This window comes from Halobaculum saliterrae (assembly GCF_009831625.1).
In the GTDB taxonomy this organism is placed as follows: Archaea; Halobacteriota; Halobacteria; order Halobacteriales; family Haloferacaceae; genus Halobaculum; species Halobaculum saliterrae.
Genome location: NZ_WUUS01000010.1, coordinates 37,264 through 57,681, shown reverse-complemented (window position 1 = coordinate 57,681; position 20,418 = coordinate 37,264). Strand labels below are relative to the sequence as shown.

Here is a 20,418-nt window from a genome sequence, read left to right as displayed (position 1 = left end):
CGCGGCGACGGCGACGACCTTTTATCACCACCGACGACCTATCGCGTCGCATGAACGACGACCCCGACCCGGACGCCACGAGCGATCCGCCCGACCAGCCGGGAGACGCCGCCGACCGCGACGCCGCCGACGGCGTTCACGCGTACATCCTCGAGTATCTCCCGCACGGGCGTGCGGACGACGACCGGCCCCAGCACCGACGCCCCGCGGTGGCGTACGGGCTCGGCGAGCGGGACTTCCGGCTGTTCGAGTTCGAGCTGACCGACGACGCCGAGTTCGGCATCGACGACCGGGTTGCGATCGAACCCGAGACCGCGCCCGGCATCAAGCGGGCCCACCGGGTGGACTACGAGGACCTCAACCGAGGCGCGCGACAGGAGCTGGAGTACGTGGTCGAGGACATCATCGAGGCCGACGAGAGGCGGTTCGTCGACTTCTACAACGACGCCGAGCCGATCTCGCTTCGGCTCCACCAGCTCAATCTCCTCCCCGGGATCGGCAAGAAGCTGCGGAACAACGTCCTCGACGCTCGCAAGCGTGGCCCCTTCGAGTCGTTCGAGGACCTGAGCGGGCGGGTCTCGGGGCTCCACAGCCCGAAGGAGAAGCTCGTCGAGCGCGTGATGGAGGAGCTGCGCGACGACGACCTCAAGTACCGGATCTTCGTCGGCGTCGACGCCCCCACGGCGAACAAGTAGCCCCGACGACGGCCCTCGCGTCCGCGTGGGGCGACGACGGGGATTCGGGTCGAATGAACGGATTTACCGCCGCCGACGGTCAACGAGGGGTAATGACAGACGCTACCCCGGAGTTTCGCGATCCCGACGACCTCCGGCGGCGTGCCGGCGTCCGCGGCGACCCCGACCGCGATCAACACTTCCTCGTCGACGACCGCGTGCTCGATCGGCTGGCGGGCTACCTCCCGGACGACGCCGACCGCTCGCACCTCCTCGAGATCGGCGGCGGCACGGGCGCGCTCACGGACCGGCTGCTCGCGGCCGGCGACCGAGTGACGGTCGTCGAACGCGACCGCGACCTCGCGGCGTTCCTCCGCGAGGAGTTCTCCGAGGCCGTCGACGCCGGCACCCTCGACGTGGTGACTGGCGACGCCCTGGACGTCGAGCTTCCGGAGTTCACCGCCTCCGTCTCGAACCTCCCGTACGGGGTCTCCTCGGAGGTCGCGTTCCGCCTGCTCCCCCTCGGTCGGCCGCTCGTGTTGATGTTTCAGGCGGAGTTCGCCGACCGGATGGTCGCCGAACCGGGGTCCTCGGAGTACGGCCGCCTCTCGGTGTCCGCACAGCACTACGCCGACGTGGAGATCGTCGAGCGGATCCCGCCCGAGGCCTTCGACCCGCAACCCCGCGTCGAGAGCGCGGTCGTCCGATGCGTGCCGCGCGATCCCGACTACGCGGTCGACGACGAAGCCTTCTTCCTCCGGTTCGTGAAGGCGCTGTTCACCCAGCGGCGGAAGACCGTCCGAAACGCGATACGGAACACCGCCCACATCTCCGGGATCGAGGACCCCGACGCGGTCGTGGCGGCGACCGACGGGGACGTGCTCTCCCGGCGCCCGGGAGCACTCGCCCCGGCGTCGTTCGCGGCGCTGGCACGGGTGGCGTGGAGCGCGAGCGAGGTCGGTCCGGGACAGTGACACAGGACGGAACGACCACGCCGGCGGGGGGAACCGCGACGCCCGGTGTCCCGGGCGGCGAGGCGGCCGCGACGACGGCGGCCGACCTCGTCTCGTGGATCCAGTCGCTGTTCCCAACGACCGCCGGGAAACTGGCGGCCACGATCCTCGCGACGGTGGCGCTGGTCGCGCTCATCGCCGGGATCCGCCGGGCCGGTCATCCCCTCAAGGATCGATTCGACGACCGGGACCTCGCGATCGAGTCGCTTCAGGCGGCCGCGGTCGTCACGACGGTCGTCGCGTTCGGGCTGTTCGTGGTGGTCGTCTGGCGGGGCGTGTCGCTGCTCGACACGGCGGTTCCCACCCAGGTGTTCTCCGGCCGCAACGTCGCCCGGACGGTGTTGACGATCGGCGTTCTGGGCGCCGCCACGCTGATCACCCGCATGACGAAGCGGACGATCCGCCGGCTCGGGATGGAGCGAAGCGCGCTGTCGGACCACCAAAGCGAGATCGCCCACCACATCGTCCAGGTCGCGGTGTACGCGATCTCGTTGGTCGTCGTGTTCGCCGTCTGGGGGGTCAACCCCGGCAGCCTGCTCGTCGGCGCCGGGTTCGCCGGCATCGTCCTCGGGCTCGCCGCGCGCCAGACGCTCGGGGCGGTGCTTGCCGGGTTCGTCGTCCTGTTCTCCCGGCCGTTCGAGCTGGGCGATTGGGTCGTGATCGACGACCAGGAGGGCGTCGTCACCGACATCACCATCGTCAACACGCAGATCCGGACGTTCGACGACGAGTACGTCATGATCCCCAACGACCTCGTCACCGACACCGACGTGGTGAACCGGTCGCGGAAGGGTCGCCTCCGGCTGAACGTCGACGTCGGCGTCGACTACGACACGGACCTCGACGAGGCCATCGAGGTCGCCGAGGAAGCCATGCGCGACCACGACCTCGTCCTGTCCCCGCCGGAGCCCCACGCCGTGCTCACGGGGTTCGACGAGTCGGAGATCGGCATGCGGCTGCGGTTCTACATCAGCAACCCCAGCGCGCGGAAGATGTGGAAGGCGCGAACCCGGGTGACGCTCGCGGTGAAGCGGGCGTTCGAGGACGCCGGGATCAAGATCCCGTTCCCGCAGCGGGAGCTGTCCGGGCGACCCGACTCCGACGACCGCCGGGTCACCGACAGCGGTGTTCCCCGCGAGGACGTGGGACACGGTGACGACCGCTCGGGCGTGAACGAGGGAACCCGGGGGACCGACGATGCCTGAGGACCCCGAGGAGTCCCGGGGACCGACTGAGACACGCGACGCGCTCGCCGAGCGCAGAGGGCAGAACGCGCCGGTGTACGAGCCCGCTGAGGACTCGAGCCTGCTCGCCGAGGCGGCCGTCGAACACGCCCGCGGGGTCACGCTCGAGGTCGGCACCGGCTCGGGATGGGTCGCACAGCGGGTCCGTGCCGAGGGCGATGCCACGCGAGTGATCGGCAGCGACGTGAACCCGCACGCGGTCCGTCGCGCCCGCGACCGGGGCGTCGAGGCCGTCCGCGCCGACCTCCTCGCGCCCTTCCGCGACGGCGCGCTCGACACCGTCCTGTTCAACCCGCCGTACCTCCCGACCGACCCGGACAACGAGTGGGACGACTGGCAGGAGGTGGCGCTGTCGGGCGGGGAGACCGGGCGCGAACTGATCGAGCCGTTCCTCGACGACCTCCCGCGGGCGCTCGCTCCTGACGGGGTCGCGCTCCTGCTCGTCTCCTCGCTGACGGGGTTCGCGGAGGTGGTCGAGTACGCCGTCGACCGAGGCCTCCGCGCGGAGACGGTCGCGGAGGAGTCGTACCCGTTCGAGACGCTGTCGATCCTCGCGTTGCGACACCGGGCGCCGGATAACTGATAGGCATTGTTCGGAACAAGAAGTATTATGCCCCGGCATTTCGTACCGTCTACCGATGACTGACGTAGTCGCCACCACGCCGGGGCTGTATCCGCTCCCGGACTGGGCGAAGGACGACCTCTCGAACCTGAAGGGCCACCAGAAACACGACCTCATCGACGGCGACGAGGACGCCGCCGTCGCGGACGCGTACGGCGACGTGCGCGCGGAGTTCGTCGCCGACCAGCGCGACGCCGGCCTCGACCGGATCGTCGAGGGGCAGGGCCGCTGGGACGACATGCTCGCGCACCCGCTGACCGTCCACGACAGCGTGGAGACGGGCGGGATCGTGCGGTACTACGACAACAACAACTTCTATCGCGACCCGCGAGTCGTCGGCGACCTCCACGCCTCCGGCGACGTGGCAGCGGAGCTGTCCGCCGCGGCCGACCTCCTGGCCGACGGCGACGCTCTGCAGGCCGTGCTTCCCGGGCCGTACACCCTCGCGGACCTCGCGAGCGACGAGCACTACGGCGACGAGGCCGAGTTCCTCGACGCGGTCGGCGACTACCTCGCCGACGAGGTCGACGCGTTCCCGGCCCACGAGACGCTGTTCCTGCTCGAGCCGTCCTACGTCACGAACGCCCCGGACGACGACCTGAACGAACTGGCGAGCGAGACGATCGACCGCGTCGCAGCCGCGACGGACGCCGACGTGGTCGTCCAGACGTACTGGGAGGCGTTCGAGGAGACGCCGTACGCTCACCTCATGGACGCGGACGTGGACGCCGTCGGCTTCGACTTCGTCGCCGCCGACCGCGATACCAACCTGGAGTACATCAACGAACTGGGGACGAAAGCCGATATCGCGCTCGGGTTGGTCGACGGACAGAACACGCTCGTCGAGGACGCCGAGACGGTCGCCGAGCGCGTGGGCTGGGTTCACGACCAGATCCCCGCACAGACGTTCGACACCACCTACGTGACGCCCAACACCGAGACGTTCTACCTGCCCGTGAACAAGCATCAGGCGAAGCTGTCGGTGCTCGCCGAGGCGGCCGCGATCGCCGGCGACGCTGACGCCGCGGAGACGGAGGTGGAGGCATGAGCCGGAACCCCCAGAACCGCGAGCAGTTCCGCCCGGAGGGTCACGAGAGCGACCACTTCCTGCTGACGACCGTCGTCGGCTCGTACCCGAAGCCGAAGTGGCTGAACCGCGCACGCGACCGCTTCGAGGACGACGACCACTCCTTCGGCGAGTCGGAGTGGGCGGAGGCGACCGACGACGCCTCCCGCGTCATCACCCACGAGCACGAACGTGCCGGCCTCGACACCGTGGTCGACGGCGAGATGCGCCGCGAGGAGATGGTCGAGTTCTTCGCCGAGCGCATCGACGGCTACGAGTTCAACGGACCCGTGAAGGTGTGGGGCCACAACTACTTCGACAAGCCGTCGGTCGTCGAGGGCGTCGAGTACGACGAGCCGTGGCTGGTCGACGAGTTCGAGTTCGTCGACGACGTGGCCGAGCGGCCGGTCAAGGTGCCGATCACCGGCCCGTACACGCTCGCGAACTGGGCGTTCAACGAGGCGTACGACGACGACGAGGCGTTGGCGTACGACCTCGCCGACCTGGTGAACGAGGAGGTCGAGAAGCTCGTCGAGGCGGGCGCCCGCTACATCCAGATCGACGAGCCCGCGCTGGCGACGACCCCGGACGACCACGCCATCGTCGGCGAGTGTCTCGAACGCATCGTCAGCGACATCGACGAGGAGGTCCGCATCGGCCTTCACGTGTGTTACGGGGACTACTCGCGCGTCTACCCCGAGGTCAACGAGTTCCCGATCGACGAGATCGACGTCGAACTCGCCAACGACGAGTACAAACAGATCGGCGTCTTCGCCGACGGGAACTTCCAGCCCGACCTCGCGCTGGGCGTCGTCGACGCCCACGTCGCCGACGTGGAGTCGGTCGAGCAGATCAAGGAGAACATCCAGCAGGGGCTCAAGGTCGTGCCGCCGGAGAAGCTGACGATCAGTCCGGACTGCGGCCTGAAGCTGCTTCCCCGGGAGGCCGCCTACGCGAAGATGGAGAACATGGTGCAGGCGGCCCGCGAGGTCGAGGCCGAACTCGACGCCGGCGAGATCGACGTGCCCGCCGTCGAGGACGTCGCGCCCGCAGACGACTGAGGCGAGCCGACTTCGCAGCCCGCGACCGAGGCGATCGAAGCGAGGCGACGGGAGAGCGACGACACTCCGGATGACGTGCCGGAGACGGCCGGGGAGCCCGCAAGGACAGGTGGGTTTCCCGAACCCACGTCCGTGACACGGGGGATGCGCGCTTGCAACTCCCAACGATCGTGTGCCGTGGTGACAAAAACGAGATTCGTCGTTACCGACCGGTTTAGGACATCGGCCGGTGCAGGGACTCACGTCGCATGTTGCCCTCCATCGACGGACGACTCGTGGTTATCGGCGTAGTACTACTCGCGGTTTCGGGCCTCGCCGGCGTCGCCGCCGGCGCGTCGGACGCGTCGCTGTCGACGGTGAACGAGACGGTCCGCGTTCACGCGGTCGAGGACGCGACGATCGAGGGGGCGACCGACCTCGACGCCGGCGAGACCGTCACGATCCGGGTACAGTCCACCGGTGACACCTCCCCCCGGTTCTTCAAGAGTGCCGACGTGGGCGTGGGCGAGAACGGGACGTTCGTCGGCGAGTTCGACCTCGCCGACCTGTCGTCCGGCGCCACCTTCAGCGTGAGCGTCACGCACGACGGCTCGTCGATCGCCGAGGCCGACGGGACGGTCGTCGCCGCCGACGTTCCGGTGACGGCCACGCCGACCGAGACGTCGACCGGGACACGGACCGAGACGAGCGGTCCCGGCTTCGGGGTGGCGACCGCCGCCGCGGCCCTGTGTGCTGGGGCGGGACTGGCTGCCCGTCGGCGTCGTCATCACTGACCGTCGACCGCGGGCTGACCCGAACGCGTTCCGAGCGGAACGGACGCGCCTCGACGGATTGTTCCGACCCGAGCGACGCGAAAGGTTTGAGTATCGTGGTGTGATACCATGTCACATGGATTCCGGGAACGGGGTCGCCTCCGCGGATCTCGATCGGCAGCTTCGACGATCGGCTCGCACGGCCGCGGGTGAACGGCTACGCAGTCTGACGTACTTCACCGACGACGACCACGAGCAGGTGTACCTCCGGTCGGATCTCGACGCGGACGCGGACCTCTCGGCGTTCGTCGACCGCGCCCGCGACGGGTTCGACGCCGCGGACGCGTACCGGGGAACGGAGCTCGGCGACTACCGCTACACGATCCGGCGGTTCGAACGGGGCTCGGTCGTTCGGGTGACGGCCGAGGAGGCGGGGGCGATCGCGACCGCCGAGGGGCTGACGGTCGAACGGTGTGAGGAGATCGCGAGCGCGCTGCACTCCGTGTTGGACGCTCCCGACTCGCGGGAGGCCTGAACCGGGCGCTGTCGTCGAAACGGACGGACGAGTCCCGCCGCAACGGTCGGTCGGGTCGACCTCGCCGTCGCGTCGTTTTTTGTCCCCGCTCCGCCGCACTCGGGGTCGTGATCCGATACGATCTGGACGGCGAGATCGCGACGGTGACGTTCGACCGCCCGGAGAAACGCAACGCCCTGACCCTCGACGGGCTCGCCGAGTTCCGAGAGGCGCTCGATCGCGGCGCCGAGGAGGCGCGCGCGATCGTGCTCAGGGGTGCCGGCGAGGCCTTCTGTGCCGGCGACGACATCGCGTCGGTCGCGGGGCTGGGCGACGACGTGGCGCCGGGAACGCTGGCGACCCGGCTGTACGACGCGCTGTTCGGTCCAGAGCAGGTCGAGGTCCCCGTGATCGCCGCTGTGGACGGGCCGGCGTACGGCGGCGGGTTCGAGGTCGTCGCCGCGGCGGATCTCGCGGTCGCCTCCGCCGACGCGACGTTCGCCCTGCCGGAGGCGACGATCGGGGCGTATCCACCGTACGCCGTCGCGCGCGTCGGGGAGGCGTGCGGCCGGAAGCGGCTGCTGGAACTCGCGCTCACCGGTGAGCCGATCGATGCCGCGACCGCCCGCGAGTGGGGGCTGTGCAATCGGGTCGTCGACGACGGGGAACTGGACGGCGCCGTCACGGAGCTGACCGAGGCGGTTTGTACTTCGCCCGCGCCGTCCGTGGCGCTGGTGAAACGGTACGTGCGGGCCGCATCGGCCGACCCGGACGAGCGCGCTCGGCTCGTCGAGGGGTTCTCGGCTGTCGCGGACGAGCCCGATTGTCTCGCCGCGGCCGAGCGGTTCCTCTCCGAGAGGGCGTGACCGCCCCGTTCGCTCGGGTCCCGGTACGGAGTTCCGCGTCGATCGATCACCCGACAACTGATAACCCGCCGTCGCCAACCGGGAGGGCATGACCAGCGACCCGCCGATCTCGGACTCGGTCGAGTCCACCGCAGCCGACATCGCCTCGATGGAGACCCGCGGCGCGGCGACTATCGCGGGCGCGGCCGCCGACGCTATCGCGGCGCAGGCCCGCGAGACGGCCGACGAGACCGCGGACCCCGAGGCGTTCGAACGGACGATGCGCCGCGCCGGTCGCCGGCTGTACGACACGCGGCCGACCGCGGTGTCGCTCCCGAACGCCCTCCGATACACGCTCGGCCGGATGGAGGGTGACGACGTGGACACCCTCCGCGACTCGGTGGTCGCGGCCACCACCGCCTTCACCGACCGCCTCGACCGCGCCCAGCGGGACCTCGGGCGTGTGGGCGCGAACCGCCTCCGCGACGGCGACACGGTGATGACCCACTGCCACTCGACCGACGCGCTCTCGTGTGTCGAGCACGCCGTCGAGCAGGGGAAGGACATCTCGGCGATCGTCAAGGAGACGCGCCCGCGGAACCAGGGGCACATCACCGCGGCCCAACTGCGCGAGTTGGGGGTCGACGTGACGCTGATCGTCGACTCGGCGGCCCGCCGGTACCTCGACGACGCCGATCACGTGGTCGTGGGCGCCGACTCCATCGCCGCCGACGGCGGCGTCGTCAACAAGATCGGCACCTCCGGGCTGGCCGTCAACGCCCGCGAGCGCGGCGTCCCGATCATGGTCGCGGCCCAGACGATCAAGCTCCACCCCGACACGCTCACGGGGCACACCGTCGAGATCGAGATGCGCGACGAGGCGGAGGTCATCGACGCCGACGCTCGCGAGGAGATCGGCGAGATCACCGTCGAGAACCCCGCCTTCGACGTGACGCCGCCGCGGTACGTCGACGCCATCGTCACCGAGTCGGGGCAGTTCCCGCCCGAGAGCATCGTCACGCTGATGCGCGAACTGTTCGGCGAGAGTGCGGACAGACCGTGGGAGGAGCCCGACGCGACGACGACCGATACGGCGGGGCCGACCGCATGAGCGGCGGCGGTCACGGCGGCGACGATCCCGACCGTATCGACGACGAGCCGTCGACTCCCGAACCGAGCGTGTTGTGCGTCGGCCACGTGAACTGGGACGTGACGCTGATCGTCGACCGGCTCCCCGCCCCGGACGGCGAGGTGAAGATCCGGCGTCGCCACCAAGCCGGCGGCGGCAGCGCGGCCAACGTCGCCGCCGTGCTCGCCGGACTCGACCTCGACGCGTCCCTGTTCGGCTCCGTCGGCGCCGACGAGTCGGGCGAGCTCGCCGAGCGGGAGCTGTCGGGCGCGGGCGTACGGACGCACCTCGTCGAGGCCGACGGCGAGACCGCGGTGAAGTACCTGATCGTCGACGCCGACGGCGAGGTGATGGTACTGTCGAACGAGGGGGCCAACGAGGCGTTCACCGCCGAGGACCTCCCCCCCGGCGCGCTGACGGAGGAGACGGACCACCTCCACCTGACGAACCAGCCGCCGGCGGTCGCCGCCGCGCTCGCCGCGCGCGCACGCGAGGGCGGGGCCACCGTGAGCGTCGCGCCCGGCCGCCAGTTCGCCGAGCGCGACTTCACCGAGGTGCTTTCGCGTGCGGATCTCGTCTTCTGTAACCGTCGGGAGGCGGCCGCGCTGCTCGACGAGGACGACGACGGCGCGACCGCCTACGGCGTGCTCCGGGAGGACGCGACGCTGGTCGTCACCCACGGCGGCGACGGCTCGGAGGCGCACGACAGGGGCGGGGACCGGACGATCGTCCACGACGGCTTCGACGCCGACGTGGTCGACACGACCGGCGCGGGCGACGCCTTCGCGGCGGGCTTCCTCGCGGCGCGACTCGACGGGGCGGAACTGGAGCGGGCGCTGGCGGTCGCGAACGCCTGCGGCGCCATCGCCGCGGGGGAGGTCGGCGCGCGCGTCGAGATCACGTGGGAGCGGATCGAGTCGGCGCTCGCCGCCGCCGCCGACGGCGGAACGCTGTAGTCGAGCGGCGGTCGATGCCGCCGAGACATCGGTCCCGGACGCCTGAGGGGACGTAGCCTGTTACGGAACCCCTAAGGGCCGCCTCGCCGCACAGTGCATCCAACCAATGACTGCTCCGACCCGAGGTGACCTGCCGTGACGATGGAGGACCGCATCGAGGAGCTCCGCGAGAAGCGTGCGGACGCCGAGAAGGGCGGCGGAGAGGCCCGGATCGAGGCCCAACACGAGAAGGGGAAGATGACCGCGCGCGAGCGGATCGACTACTTCCTCGACGACGGTACGTTCCACGAGTTCGACCAGTTCCGCACCCACGACACCCACAAGTTCGGGATGGAGGAGAAGCGGATCCGCGGCGACGGCGTCGTCACCGGGTACGGCGAGGTCAACGGGCGGAAGACGTTCGTGTTCGCCCACGACTTCACCGTCTTCGGCGGCTCGCTGGGCGAGGTGTTCGCCGAGAAGGTGTGCAAGGTGATGGACAAGGCGATGGACGTGGGCGCGCCGGTCGTCGGGCTCAACGACTCCGCCGGCGCGCGCATTCAGGAGGGCGTCGGCTCGCTCGCGGGCTACGCGGAGATCTTCCGGCGCAACACCGAGGCGTCGGGCGTCATCCCGCAGCTCTCGGGGATCATGGGGCCGTGTGCCGGCGGCGCGGTGTACTCCCCCGCCATCACGGACTTCACGTTCATGGTGAAGGAGTCGAGTCACATGTTCATCACCGGCCCGGACGTGATCAAGACCGTCACGGGCGAGGAGGTCACCTTCGAGGAACTCGGCGGGGCCCAGACCCACGCGAGCACCTCCGGCGTCGCGCACTTCGCGGAGGACTCCGAGGAGGAGGCGCTCGACGACATGCGTCGCCTGCTGTCGTATCTCCCGCAGAACAACGTCGAGGACCCGCCTCGCGTCGACCCGTGGGACGACCCCGACCGCCGAGACGAGGAGCTGACGGAGATCGTTCCCGACGAGCCACGCAAGCCCTACGACATCACGAACGTCGTCGACCGCGTCGTCGACGAGGGGTCCTTCTTCGAGACACACGCGGACTTCGCGAAGAACATCGTCACCGGGTTCGCCCGCCTCGACGGCCACTCGATCGGCGTCGTCGCGAACCAGCCCAGAGTCAACGCCGGAACGCTCGATATCGAGTCCTCCGAGAAGGGCGCCCGCTTCGTCCGCTTCTGTGACGCGTTCAACGTCCCGATCCTGACGTTCGTCGACGTGCCCGGCTTCATGCCCGGCACCGACCAGGAGCACAACGGGATCATTCGCCACGGCGCGAAGCTGCTGTACGCGTACTCGGAGGCGACCGTCCCGCTGCTGACCGTGATCACGCGCAAGGCGTACGGCGGCGCGTACGACGTGATGGCCTCGAAGCACATCGGCGGCGACGTGAACTACGCGTGGCCGACCGCGGAGATCGCGGTGATGGGTCCCAAGGGCGCGGTGAGCATCCTCTACGACGACGAACTGGAGGACGCCGACGACCCCGAGGCGAAGCGTCAGGAGCTGATCGACGAGTACCGCGAGGAGTTCGCCAACCCCTACACGGCCGCCGACAAGGGGTTCCTCGACGACGTGATCGAGCCGACGGAGACCCGCCCGCGACTCATCGACGACCTGGAGATGCTGCTGTCGAAGCGCGACTCGCTCCCGGACAAGAAACACGGCAACATCCCGATCTGAGATGGCTGACGACGACGAACCCGCGGTCGCCGAACGCCTGACGCTGCCCGACGACGCCGACGACGATGAGGCCGCGGCGATCCTCGCGGCCATCGGCGCGCACGTCCGCGACAGCGAGGCAGCCGCCGCGGCCGCGGCCGCCGAGGACGGCGAGGAGACGTGGGACGGCAAGCGCTGGGCGTTCGCCGGTCGACTCGAGGCGCTGGGCGGTCGAGGCGCACGCGTCCCCCGGGGCGCGCCCACCGACGCGTGGACTGCCAGCGGGCGGACGGACCGGTTCTAAGCGGCAACCTGGAGCGCCGCTCGGCGTCCGTCGACGCCGGAATCGTACTCGTGGTCGAGTAGTAGTTCCGCCAGCGTCGGCTTTCTCGCCCTCGTGGCCCATTCCGAACCGACGGTTTGAGTAGACGGCCTGCGGAAGGACCTCGCAAGAATGACCGAAACCACTCCGTTCGACAAGGTGCTCGTCGCCAACCGCGGGGAGATCGCGGTGCGCGTGATGCGCGCGTGCGAGGAGCTCGGCATCGACACGGTCGCGGTGTACTCCGAGGCCGACAAGCACGGCGGTCACGTCCGCTACGCCGACGAGGCGTACAACGTCGGCCCGGCCCGCGCGGCCGACTCCTACCTCGACCAGGACGCGATCGTGGAGGCCGCCCGGAAGGCCGACGCCGACGCGATCCACCCCGGATACGGCTTCCTCGCTGAGAACGCCGACTTCGCGGCGAAGGTCGCCGACGCGGAGGGCATCACGTGGGTCGGCCCGGACGCCGAGGCGATGGAGTCGCTCGGCGAGAAGACGAAGGCCCGGAAGATCATGGACGAGGCGGACGTGCCCATCGTGCCGGGGACGACCGACCCCGTCACGGAGGTGGCGGAGGTCACCGACTTCGGCGACGAGTACGGCTACCCGGTCGCGATCAAGGCCGAGGGCGGCGGCGGCGGTCGCGGGATGAAGGTCGTCCAGTCCGCCGACGAGGCCGAGGACCTCCTCGAGTCCGCCAAACGCGAGGGCGAGGCGTACTTCTCGAACGACTCGGTGTACCTGGAGCGGTATCTGGAGAACCCGCGCCACATCGAGGTGCAGATCGTCGCCGACGAACACGGCAACGTTCGCCACCTCGGCGAGCGCGACTGCTCGCTCCAGCGGCGCTACCAGAAGGTCATCGAGGAGGGGCCGTCGCCGGCGCTGTCGGACGAACTGCGCGAGCAGATCGGCGAGGCCGCCCGACGCGGCGTCCGCGCGGCCGACTACACGAACGCCGGCACCGTCGAGTTCCTCGTCGAGGAGGACACCGACCGCGGGGACGGCGAACTCCTCGGCCCGGACGCGAACTTCTACTTCCTCGAGGTCAACACCCGGATACAGGTCGAGCACACCGTCACCGAGGAGCTGACGGGCATCGACATCGTGAAGGAGCAGCTTCGGGTCGCGATGGGCGAGGAGATCGGGTTCTCGCAAGAGGAGGTGGAGCTCGAGGGGCACGCGATGGAGTTCCGCATCAACGCGGAGAACGCCGCGAACGACTTCGCGCCGGCCAACCAGGGCAGCCTGGAGACGTACGACCCGCCGGGCGGAATCGGGGTCCGCCTCGACGACGCGCTCCGACAGGGCGACGACATCGTGACGGACTACGACTCGATGATCGCGAAGCTGATCGTCCACGGGAGCGACCGCGCGGAGTGTATCGCCCGCTCGAAGCGCGCGCTCGCCGAGTACGACATCGAGGGCGTCGTCACCATCGTGCCGTTCCACCGGCTGATGCTCACCGACGACCGCTTCGTCGCCGGCAAACACACGACGAAGTACCTCGACGAGGGGATCGACCGCTCGCGCTTCGCGGAGGCCCAGGAGACGTGGGGAACCGGCGACGCCGACACCACCGGGGACGACGGCGAGGAGTCGACCGAGCGCGAGTTCACCGTCGAGGTGAACGGCAAGCGCTTCGAGGTGAGCCTGGAGGAGCGCGGCGCGCCCGCGATCCCGACGCCGAGCGGCGGTGGTGGCGGCTCCGGCCGGATGGAGCGTCCCGACGTGGCAGAGTCGGACGACGGCGGCGACGAGGTCGTCGTCGAGGGCGACGGCGAGGCGATCGCCGCGGAGATGCAGGGTACCATCCTCTCGGTCGACGTGAGCGAGGGCGACGAGGTCGCCGCCGGCGACGTGGTGTGCGTGCTGGAGGCGATGAAGATGGAGAACGACGTGGTCGCCGACAAGGGTGGCGTCGTGAGTCAGGTGCTCGTCGGCGAGGGCGACTCCGTCGACATGGGCGACGTGCTCGTCGTGCTGGAGTAGGCGGCCGTCGGCCGACTGCCCCCGATTCAGATCCCGAACGTCGCGCGTAACATGTCCCGCGTCCCGGGACCCATTCCGACCGCCGTCACCGCGATGAGTAGCAGGACGGCGTAGCGCGGCGACTCCTCGAACAGTTCCTCCTCGAAGATCGCGAGCACGAATACCGCGGCGACGAGCTTCACGACGAGGAACGGCCACGCCGCGCCCGTGGCGTCGACGATGAACTGGTTGACGGGGTGTTTCGGGACGAGGTTCGGCCCGGCGCCCAGCGCGACCATGTAGTCGAGGCCGATCACGTTCGCGACGCCGTCGAGCGCGTGGGCCGCGAGGACGACGATCCCCGCCGTGCCCGTGCCGGAGTGGACCCACGGGATCCACGCCCTCGTCGCGTACCACGTCGCCGCCGTCGCGACCGCGGTGCCGACGAGGATGACGCCGATCACCTGCGGGTAGAACGTGACGGGGTTCCCCGGCGTCATCGCCAACGCGGCGAGGAACCCGACCGTGACGACGTCGAGCGCGATCCCTCCGAACAGGATCGGGCGTTCGATCCCGTCGACGGTCCCGCGGCGGTCCAGCCAGACGGCCGCGACGACGAGCGCCAGCGTGATCCCGAAGACGGTGAAGTAGATGAACGGGCTGATGATCAGCGTGTCCCACGGATACGGGAGCAGCGCGTCGGACATCGCGTTGTCGGCGTCCTCGACGACGCGGAGTGCCCCGCCGAAGACGAACAGCGGGACCAGCGCGAGGAAGAAGTCGGTCGTCCGCGCGATGTCCAGCCGGCGAAGAAACAGGGAGACGCCCGCGAGCGCGACCAACAGGATGACGACGTATCCGACCTCAGAAACCAGCGTATAGCCGGGGTACGCGACGGGCTCGGCCGCGGCCGAACACTCCGCGCTGGAGTAGAGGTACTCGACGGTGCTGCCGGGACGGATCGCACACACCGCGGAGTTCGCGTCCGCCTGCACCGGTCCCCAGAAGTAGTGCCAGACGAAGCCGTCGTACACCGCCTCCGGGAACGCGAGCGCGGCCGCGGCGATCGCGACCACGGCCGCGGAGACGCCCCCGAGGTACGCCGCCTCCGGGGACGTTCCCAGCCGGTCCGCGAACGAGGAACTCGACATATCGGGGACGGGCGGCCCGCGTCGTTCAACCTGTCGATTGTGGCCGGCGGCGGCGCCGCTGTCCGGCTACGGCTCGCGTGAGAACTCGACGACTCCCTCAGGCCGACGCCGCGCTGCCGGCCTTCTTGCGCGTGATGTAGCCCGCGATGCGGTTGCGGACGCCCTTGGACTCCACGTTGGTCAGCTTCGTGACGTTCTCCTTGTTGGTCTCGAAGTCGGTGTTGAACGACTGCGGATACTGCTCCAGGAGCAGCGTCGCGAGCTGCTTGACGTACTTCGGTTTGATCGCCATGTCGGACAGTACAGGAAACGCGAACTAAAAGCGTTCGTTCCGGGTCGACACGGGCGCTCCCTCGCTACTCGCGGTCAACGTCGTCATCGTCGCGGGCTGCCTCGTCCTCACGGCGGTCACCGTTCACGTCGTGGTCCCGGCGATCCCACCCGCTCGCCTCGCGTAGCGTCTCGAACGCCTCGCGTTCGGCGGGTCCGCCGCACCGGTCGACCACGTCCGCGAAGTAGCGGAGCCGCGCGAGCAGATCCTCGGTGTCGTACGAGGGCACGTCCAGCCGGGAGGCGGCGACCGTCGCGTCGATCACGGCGCCGAACCCGCGGTTGATCGTCCGAACGCCGGTCCGCTCGACCGCCGCATTCCTCACGTGGAGGTGCCAGTCGACCCACTCCGTGCCGCCACGCTCGCCCGAGTCGACCTCCTCGACCTCGACCTCGACCCACGCGTCCGCCGAGTCGAGTACCGGGGTCTCCTCCTCGCGGACCGTCGCCGCGGCGTCGACGAAGTCCCGCGGGTCCGTCACGAACTGCACGACGCCCCCGCCGCGCTCCGTGAAGTTCCGCCACGTTCGGGTCCGTCCCCACGTCCGCGCGCGCACCGGCGCGTCGGCGGGTCGGTCGTCGTGCTCGGGGGCGTGGAGCCCGAGCGCGGCGAGGTTCCACAGCCCGTTCGGGCCCAGGGTCGCGACCACCGACTCGGTGACGCCTGTGAGGTCGACGGGCCAGTCGGCGGCGGCATCGGCGTCAGCGTCGGCGTGGCCGGTATCGTCGCTGTCGCCGTCCGCTTCGTCGCCGTCGCCCACCCCCTCGGACGGGTCGTCGCTCACACCGACACCCCGCGCTCGAGCGCAACGAACAGCGCCGCGGCCGTGACGTCGGCGGTCGTCCCGGGGTTGATCCCCCGCTCGACAAGCTCGTCGGCCCAAGCCTCCGCCTCGTCGAGCGAGCCGATCCCCGCCGCCCGCTCGCGGACCTCTCGGGCGACCTCGGGGCCGTGCTGCGTCCGGACCAGCGTGTCCTCGGCCTCCGCGAGCAGGTCGAGGAACGCGCGGGCCGCGCGGTCGACGATCGGCCCGTCGTCCGCGCGGATCGCCTCGGCCGCCCGGAACGCCCGGGGGAACCCCTCGACCCACTCGCGGGCGTTCGCGTCGCCCGGAGTCCCGTGGTCGTCGACCGGTGCGGCCGACTCGCGCATCACCTCGAACAGGGTCACACCGCGATCGCGCAACGCCGGCACCGCCTCGGCGCCGCGGCGCACTTCGAGCGCGTCCATCCCCTCGGGCGGGTCCGCGACCGCCACGTCGACGTGCTCGAACGCGCGGTAGAAGCCTGCCGCGTCGTCGACGGTCGTCGCCTCACACACCGCGGCGACGCCGTCGGGCGAGAGCGTGCGGTCGTCGTCTGTGGCCGCGCGCACCAGCGGCGTCAACAGGAGGAGGCAGCCGAACTGCGTGTTGCCGCCGGACTGCTCGCTCATGCCGGCGACGGCCGCCTCGAACGCCTCGCCGACGGGGTCGCCTGCGGCCGCGCGCTCCAGTCCCGGTCGGGCGCCGACCGCGCCCGCGAGGAAGTGCTCGAACCGGAGGGCCGCGAGGTCGCGAGCGCGGTCGACGTTTCCGGGTTTTGGGGTTCCAGCCACCTCCAGTAGCAGGGCGAGTTCGGCGTTCGCCGCCGGGCCGCGTCGCGGGACGTCCGCGGCGACCCCCGGGTCGGTCACCGCGACACCCCCGCCGGATCCGTACCGGGTGTCGCATCGGGCGGACCCTCCCCGTCGGGCCACTCGTCGACAGCCGCCCGGACCCGGCGCATGACTCTCGGGTCGTCGCTCGGCCGGCCGACGCTCACCGCGTCGGCGCCGGCAGCGAGGTACTCTCGGACCGTCCGTCGGTCGCGGACGCCGTTGTTCGCGATCACGACCAGCTCGGGGGCGGCGTCCTTCACGACTCCCACGACGTCCTCGGTGTCCATCGCGTCGACGTGGATCGCGTCCGCGCCGGCGTCGGCGACCGCCCGGGCCGTCCCCGCGAGGTCGACGCCGTCGACCTCCGCGCGGACCTTCACGCTCACGGCCGCGCCCTCGTCGGCCGCCGCGGCGACGTACCCGGACAGCCGGCCGGTGTCGGCGAGCAGCGTCTCGCCGCAGCCGGCGGCGCGCAGTTCGGCCTGCCGGCAGTGGGCGTTCACCTCCAGCACCGCACCGCGGTCGGCACAGACGGCGGCCGCGTCACGGATCGCCCCCGCGTTCGTCGCGCGGACGTTCACGCCGGCTCGGAGCCCGAGGTCGTCGCCCGCGAGCGAGTCGAGTTGCTCGTCGATCCACGCGAGCGGGTCCTCGGGGAGGAACTCCGAGCGGTCCCGGTCGGCGACCATCGCGCGGACGGCCTCCCGGCTCGTGGCGTCGAGCGCGATACCCCCGAGGAACGCCGCGCCGGCGTAGTCTGCGCCCGCCCGCGCCCACTCGGCGTCCGCCTCGCCCGAGAGGCTCGCGAGCGCGACGGGCGGATCGATCCCGAGATCGGCCGCGGTCGCCGTGGCCGGCTCGGCTGCGTCTCCCGCCTCGACCGATCCGCCCGCCTCCTCCGTCGCGACCGTCGGCGCCTCCCTCGTGTCTTCGGTCACTCGGCCACCTCCAGCGCCTCCCGACAGGCTCGCGCGACGCGCTCGGCGTCGTCCGGCCCGTCGATCCGCGTGTCGGTTCGGACGACCGGCCGGTCGAGGTCGGTGCCGTCGTCGTCGTCGAGCACGAACGCGTCCGCGAACGGGTACGCGTCGGCGACGCCGGCGGTGCTCGGCTCGCGGCCGACGCCGCGCATGAGATCCGCCGCCGGGCCGGAGAACACCCGGTCCTCGACGAACGGGGAGACCGCGACGACGGTCGTCTCCGCGAGCGCCTCACGGACGCCGTCGAGCGCGAGCATCGGGCCGATGCTCGTCACCGGGTTCGAGGGGCCGATCACGACGTCATCGCGAAGCGCCGAGCGGACCGCGTCCGTGGCGGACGCCGCGTCGCTGCCGCGGAACTCTACGTCCTCGACGGCCGGCTCGCCGCGGTTCGCGACCCAGTACTCCTGGAAGTGCATCGACCCGTCCGCGGTGTGGACGATCGTGGCGACGGGGTCGTCGCTCATCGGGATCAAGTCGATGTCGAGGTCGAACGCGTCGGCGAGCGTGCGCGTCACCTCGGTGAGGGTGCGGCCCTCGTCGAGCAGCGACGTGCGGGTGACATGGACCGCACGATCGCGGTCGCCGATCTCCATGAACTCCGCGACGCCGGAGAAACGCCGCCAGCGGGCGATCTCGCGGCCGGTGATCTGCGCCTCCTCGGGGAGGTAACGGGGGCCGTTCCCGAGGTCCGCGGCGTCCGCGAGCCGCGCGAGCTCCTCGTGGGTCTCGGTGGTGTCGCCGGCGATCCCCCACCACCGCTCCGTGTCGAGGACGCCGCCGCCGTGGAACAGGACCGTGTCGACGTCGGGGCAGACGAGGTGCCCGCCGATCTCCACGTCGTCGCCAGTGTTCCCGACGACCGTCGTCTCGGCGGGCGCGAAGACGTCGGCGGCGCCGTCGAGGAGCTTCGGCGTGCCGGTGCCGCCGGCGAGGAACGTGACCATGGGCGGAATTACACGGGGGCGGGCTTGTATGCTGTCGTTGGAGTCCCGAGACGAGGGCGCGAGGTCGCTTCACGCCGTCCGAGACGTATCGATCACGGAAACTGACGCGGACGGACCAGCCGCTCCGAGTCGAGGGTCCATGAAAATCGGGTGCCGCAAACCGCAGTCGAGCGACGCGTCCGTCGGTCGGCTCGTTACTCGTCCTCGTAGACCCAGTCGGCGGCGTCGAGGTCCCAGTCGACGAGCTCCTCGTCGTCGAAGAAGAGGGCGATCTCGCGCTCGTTGGCGCCCTCGTCCTCGTGGTCGGAGCCGTGGATGACGTTGTGACCCAGATCGAGGCCGAAGTCGCCGCGGATCGTCCCCGGGGCGGAGTCGGCGGGGTCGGTCTCGCCCATCATCTTGCGGACCTGCCGCGTGGCGTCCGCGCCCTCCCACACCATCGCGAAGACGGGGCCGGAGGTGATGAACTCGACGAGGCCCTCGAAGAACGGCTTGCCCTCGTGCTCGCCGTAGTGCTCGTGGGCGAGCTCCTCGTCGATCTGCATGAACTTCGCGCCGACGAGCTTCAGGCCGCGGTCCTCGAACCGGGAGACGATGTCCCCGATGAGGCCGCGCTGGACGCCGTCGGGCTTGACCATCACGAACGTTCGCTCGTCGTGGCTCATTCGCGACCCTCGGCGGTCCAGTCGAGGTCGCGCGCCTCGCGACCCAGATCCGCGTTCTTCTCGCACTTCGCCGAACAGAAGTGCGTGACGCTGCCGTTGACGGCGACGAACATCGTGCCCGTGCCGGGCTCGATGTCGGCGCCGCAGTAGTCACAGTCTCGTTGCTGGGGCATTGGCTTACTGACCTCCGATGGAGTCGGCGTCGCGCTGGGTCTCTCGCAGCTGGAGGATGTCCCCCATCTGGACGGGGCCCAGGACGTTCCGCGTAATGATGCGGCCCTGGTTTTCGCCCTCCTGGATGCGGCACTTGACCTGCATGGCCTCGCCGTGCATCCCGGTCTTGCCGACGATCTCGACGACCTCGGCGGGCGTGGAGCCGCTCTCTTGCTCTTCAGCGGACATGGTGGCTTACCGCAGTTCCTCGACCTTGCCGGCGATATCGTCGATGTCCTCCTCTGCGTCGCCCGTCTCGGTGACGGCCGCGGCCGCGGAGCCGACCTCGAGGCCGGCGGCGTGGCCGACATCGTCCTGCGTCTCGATGAAGACGTAGGCGATGCCCTTCTCCTCGCAGAGTTCGGGGAGGTGCATGACGATCTCCTCGGGCTCGACGTCCTCGGCGATGTACACGAGCTTGGCGTTGCCGCGCTCGACCGCCTTGGTCGTCTCGTTGGTTCCTTTCTTCACGATGCCGGTGTCGCGGGCGACCTCGAGCGCGTCGAGGCTTCGTTCCGCGAGGTCCGCAGGGGTCTCGTAGTCGACGTAGACTGACATTGTTGTGTGGCTTCCCGCTCGGTGGCTCGACACCTCCGCCGGTCGTAAGTCCCTGACGACGGAGCGGGTCACGACCCCGAGCAGGTCGTACTGACTGG

The 20,418-nt window shown here is 70.4% G+C and carries 24 protein-coding genes; 14 read left to right on the top strand and 10 right to left on the bottom strand.

The features are described 5' to 3' along the window. The first annotated feature begins 50 nt into the window (after positions 1-50). The 14 genes from GRX01_RS15210 (at position 51) to GRX01_RS15145 (ending at position 13,858) form a co-directional block, all read left to right on the top strand. Positions 51-695, top strand: a complete 645-nt coding sequence (locus GRX01_RS15210; RefSeq protein WP_159669460.1) for a DUF655 domain-containing protein — start codon at positions 51-53, stop codon at positions 693-695. A 92-nt stretch (positions 696-787) separates the two neighbouring features. Further along, positions 788-1,648: a 16S ribosomal RNA methyltransferase A gene (locus GRX01_RS15205; protein ID WP_159669457.1), complete on the top strand. Its 861-nt coding sequence runs from the start codon at positions 788-790 to the stop codon at positions 1,646-1,648. Beyond that, complete coding sequence (locus GRX01_RS19530; protein WP_159669454.1) at positions 1,645-2,892, top strand: mechanosensitive ion channel domain-containing protein; 1,248 nt, start codon at positions 1,645-1,647, stop codon at positions 2,890-2,892. The genes GRX01_RS15205 and GRX01_RS19530 overlap by 4 nt, the downstream gene beginning before the upstream one ends. Next, positions 2,885-3,514, top strand: coding sequence for a HemK2/MTQ2 family protein methyltransferase (locus tag GRX01_RS15195; protein WP_159669451.1), 630 nt, complete (start codon positions 2,885-2,887; stop codon positions 3,512-3,514). Before GRX01_RS19530 ends, GRX01_RS15195 begins: the two co-directional genes overlap by 8 nt. 55 nt (positions 3,515-3,569) lie before the next feature. After that, on the top strand, positions 3,570-4,601 hold the full coding sequence (locus GRX01_RS15190; protein WP_159669448.1) for a 5-methyltetrahydropteroyltriglutamate--homocysteine methyltransferase: 1,032 nt from the start codon (positions 3,570-3,572) through the stop codon (positions 4,599-4,601). Next, positions 4,598-5,680, top strand: coding sequence for a methionine synthase (locus GRX01_RS15185; RefSeq protein WP_159669445.1), 1,083 nt, complete (start codon positions 4,598-4,600; stop codon positions 5,678-5,680). The genes GRX01_RS15190 and GRX01_RS15185 overlap by 4 nt, the downstream gene beginning before the upstream one ends. A 248-nt stretch (positions 5,681-5,928) precedes the next feature. Then, positions 5,929-6,453 carry a BGTF surface domain-containing protein gene (locus GRX01_RS15180; RefSeq protein ID WP_159669442.1) on the top strand — a complete coding sequence of 175 codons (525 nt, stop codon included), beginning with the start codon at positions 5,929-5,931 and terminating at the stop codon, positions 6,451-6,453. A gap of 115 nt (positions 6,454-6,568) precedes the next feature. Next, entirely contained in the window at positions 6,569-6,967 is a 399-nt protein-coding gene (locus GRX01_RS15175) for a DUF7522 family protein (RefSeq protein ID WP_159669423.1), read from the top strand. Between the two features lie 107 nt (positions 6,968-7,074). Beyond that, entirely contained in the window at positions 7,075-7,812 is a 738-nt protein-coding gene (locus tag GRX01_RS15170; RefSeq protein WP_159669420.1) for an enoyl-CoA hydratase-related protein, read from the top strand. An 88-nt stretch (positions 7,813-7,900) separates the two neighbouring features. Continuing rightward, complete coding sequence (locus tag GRX01_RS15165; RefSeq protein WP_159669417.1) at positions 7,901-8,902, top strand: ribose 1,5-bisphosphate isomerase; 1,002 nt, start codon at positions 7,901-7,903, stop codon at positions 8,900-8,902. Further along, complete coding sequence (locus GRX01_RS15160; protein ID WP_159669414.1) at positions 8,899-9,876, top strand: carbohydrate kinase family protein; 978 nt, start codon at positions 8,899-8,901, stop codon at positions 9,874-9,876. The genes GRX01_RS15165 and GRX01_RS15160 overlap by 4 nt, the downstream gene beginning before the upstream one ends. 141 nt (positions 9,877-10,017) lie before the next feature. After that, entirely contained in the window at positions 10,018-11,562 is a 1,545-nt protein-coding gene (locus tag GRX01_RS15155) for an acyl-CoA carboxylase subunit beta (RefSeq protein WP_159669755.1), read from the top strand. 1 nt (position 11,563) lies between these two features. Continuing rightward, positions 11,564-11,845 carry an acc operon protein gene (locus GRX01_RS15150; RefSeq protein ID WP_159669411.1) on the top strand — a complete coding sequence of 94 codons (282 nt, stop codon included), beginning with the start codon at positions 11,564-11,566 and terminating at the stop codon, positions 11,843-11,845. Positions 11,846-11,995: 150 nt separating this feature from the next. Continuing rightward, positions 11,996-13,858 (top strand): acetyl-CoA carboxylase biotin carboxylase subunit, encoded by a 1,863-nt coding sequence (locus GRX01_RS15145; RefSeq protein WP_159669408.1) that lies wholly within the window; start codon positions 11,996-11,998, stop codon positions 13,856-13,858. Positions 13,859-13,884: 26 nt separating this feature from the next. Here GRX01_RS15145 and GRX01_RS15140 read toward each other — a convergent pair whose 3' ends face one another. From GRX01_RS15140 to rpl7ae, 10 genes are all read right to left on the bottom strand, one after another. Further along, a complete protein-coding gene (locus GRX01_RS15140) occupies positions 13,885-14,988 on the bottom strand; it encodes a DUF63 family protein (RefSeq protein ID WP_159669405.1) in 1,104 nt (367 codons plus the stop codon). A gap of 97 nt (positions 14,989-15,085) precedes the next feature. Then, a complete protein-coding gene (locus GRX01_RS15135) occupies positions 15,086-15,280 on the bottom strand; it encodes a 30S ribosomal protein S17e (protein ID WP_159669402.1) in 195 nt (64 codons plus the stop codon). Between the two features lie 64 nt (positions 15,281-15,344). Then, positions 15,345-16,103 (bottom strand): DUF447 domain-containing protein, encoded by a 759-nt coding sequence (locus GRX01_RS15130; RefSeq protein WP_394351394.1) that lies wholly within the window; start codon positions 16,101-16,103, stop codon positions 15,345-15,347. Next, the gene (locus tag GRX01_RS19230; protein WP_321168144.1) at positions 16,100-16,993 is read right to left on the bottom strand and encodes a triphosphoribosyl-dephospho-CoA synthase; all 894 of its coding nucleotides are present in this window, start codon (positions 16,991-16,993) and stop codon (positions 16,100-16,102) included. Before GRX01_RS19230 ends, GRX01_RS15130 begins: the two co-directional genes overlap by 4 nt. Continuing rightward, the gene (locus tag GRX01_RS19225; RefSeq protein WP_321168159.1) at positions 16,990-17,784 is read right to left on the bottom strand and encodes a dihydropyrimidine dehydrogenase; all 795 of its coding nucleotides are present in this window, start codon (positions 17,782-17,784) and stop codon (positions 16,990-16,992) included. Before GRX01_RS19225 ends, GRX01_RS19230 begins: the two co-directional genes overlap by 4 nt. Before the next feature lie 107 nt (positions 17,785-17,891). Beyond that, positions 17,892-18,884: a 2-phospho-L-lactate transferase gene (cofD, locus tag GRX01_RS15120; protein ID WP_159669396.1), complete on the bottom strand. Its 993-nt coding sequence runs from the start codon at positions 18,882-18,884 to the stop codon at positions 17,892-17,894. Positions 18,885-19,078: 194 nt separating this feature from the next. Continuing rightward, the gene (ndk, locus tag GRX01_RS15115; RefSeq protein ID WP_159669393.1) at positions 19,079-19,549 is read right to left on the bottom strand and encodes a nucleoside-diphosphate kinase; all 471 of its coding nucleotides are present in this window, start codon (positions 19,547-19,549) and stop codon (positions 19,079-19,081) included. Continuing rightward, a complete protein-coding gene (locus GRX01_RS15110) occupies positions 19,546-19,722 on the bottom strand; it encodes a 50S ribosomal protein L24e (protein WP_159669390.1) in 177 nt (58 codons plus the stop codon). Before GRX01_RS15110 ends, ndk begins: the two co-directional genes overlap by 4 nt. 4 nt (positions 19,723-19,726) lie before the next feature. After that, a complete protein-coding gene (locus GRX01_RS15105; RefSeq protein WP_159669387.1) occupies positions 19,727-19,951 on the bottom strand; it encodes a 30S ribosomal protein S28e in 225 nt (74 codons plus the stop codon). A gap of 6 nt (positions 19,952-19,957) precedes the next feature. Then, positions 19,958-20,320: a 50S ribosomal protein L7Ae gene (gene rpl7ae / locus GRX01_RS15100; RefSeq protein WP_159669356.1), complete on the bottom strand. Its 363-nt coding sequence runs from the start codon at positions 20,318-20,320 to the stop codon at positions 19,958-19,960. Between the last annotated feature and the right edge of the window lie 98 nt (positions 20,321-20,418).

Excerpts from the sequence above, each read along its gene's own strand:
- GRX01_RS15210 (WP_159669460.1), top strand. The coding sequence starts at position 51 with ATGAACGACGACCCCGACCCGGACGCCACGAGCGATCCGCCCGACCAG.
- GRX01_RS15205 (WP_159669457.1), top strand. The coding sequence starts at position 788 with ATGACAGACGCTACCCCGGAGTTTCGCGATCCCGACGACCTCCGGCGG.
- GRX01_RS15195 (WP_159669451.1), top strand. The coding sequence starts at position 2,885 with ATGCCTGAGGACCCCGAGGAGTCCCGGGGACCGACTGAGACACGCGAC.
- GRX01_RS15190 (WP_159669448.1), top strand. The coding sequence starts at position 3,570 with ATGACTGACGTAGTCGCCACCACGCCGGGGCTGTATCCGCTCCCGGAC.
- GRX01_RS15185 (WP_159669445.1), top strand. The coding sequence starts at position 4,598 with ATGAGCCGGAACCCCCAGAACCGCGAGCAGTTCCGCCCGGAGGGTCAC.
- GRX01_RS15180 (WP_159669442.1), top strand. The coding sequence starts at position 5,929 with ATGTTGCCCTCCATCGACGGACGACTCGTGGTTATCGGCGTAGTACTA.
- GRX01_RS15175 (WP_159669423.1), top strand. The coding sequence starts at position 6,569 with ATGGATTCCGGGAACGGGGTCGCCTCCGCGGATCTCGATCGGCAGCTT.
- GRX01_RS15165 (WP_159669417.1), top strand. The coding sequence starts at position 7,901 with ATGACCAGCGACCCGCCGATCTCGGACTCGGTCGAGTCCACCGCAGCC.
- GRX01_RS15160 (WP_159669414.1), top strand. The coding sequence starts at position 8,899 with ATGAGCGGCGGCGGTCACGGCGGCGACGATCCCGACCGTATCGACGAC.
- GRX01_RS15155 (WP_159669755.1), top strand. The coding sequence starts at position 10,018 with ATGGAGGACCGCATCGAGGAGCTCCGCGAGAAGCGTGCGGACGCCGAG.
- GRX01_RS15150 (WP_159669411.1), top strand. The coding sequence starts at position 11,564 with ATGGCTGACGACGACGAACCCGCGGTCGCCGAACGCCTGACGCTGCCC.
- GRX01_RS15145 (WP_159669408.1), top strand. The coding sequence starts at position 11,996 with ATGACCGAAACCACTCCGTTCGACAAGGTGCTCGTCGCCAACCGCGGG.
- GRX01_RS15140 (WP_159669405.1), bottom strand. The coding sequence starts at position 14,988 with ATGTCGAGTTCCTCGTTCGCGGACCGGCTGGGAACGTCCCCGGAGGCG.
- GRX01_RS15135 (WP_159669402.1), bottom strand. The coding sequence starts at position 15,280 with ATGGCGATCAAACCGAAGTACGTCAAGCAGCTCGCGACGCTGCTCCTG.
- cofD (WP_159669396.1), bottom strand. The coding sequence starts at position 18,884 with ATGGTCACGTTCCTCGCCGGCGGCACCGGCACGCCGAAGCTCCTCGAC.
- ndk (WP_159669393.1), bottom strand. The coding sequence starts at position 19,549 with ATGAGCCACGACGAGCGAACGTTCGTGATGGTCAAGCCCGACGGCGTC.
- GRX01_RS15110 (WP_159669390.1), bottom strand. The coding sequence starts at position 19,722 with ATGCCCCAGCAACGAGACTGTGACTACTGCGGCGCCGACATCGAGCCC.
- GRX01_RS15105 (WP_159669387.1), bottom strand. The coding sequence starts at position 19,951 with ATGTCCGCTGAAGAGCAAGAGAGCGGCTCCACGCCCGCCGAGGTCGTC.
- rpl7ae (WP_159669356.1), bottom strand. The coding sequence starts at position 20,320 with ATGTCAGTCTACGTCGACTACGAGACCCCTGCGGACCTCGCGGAACGA.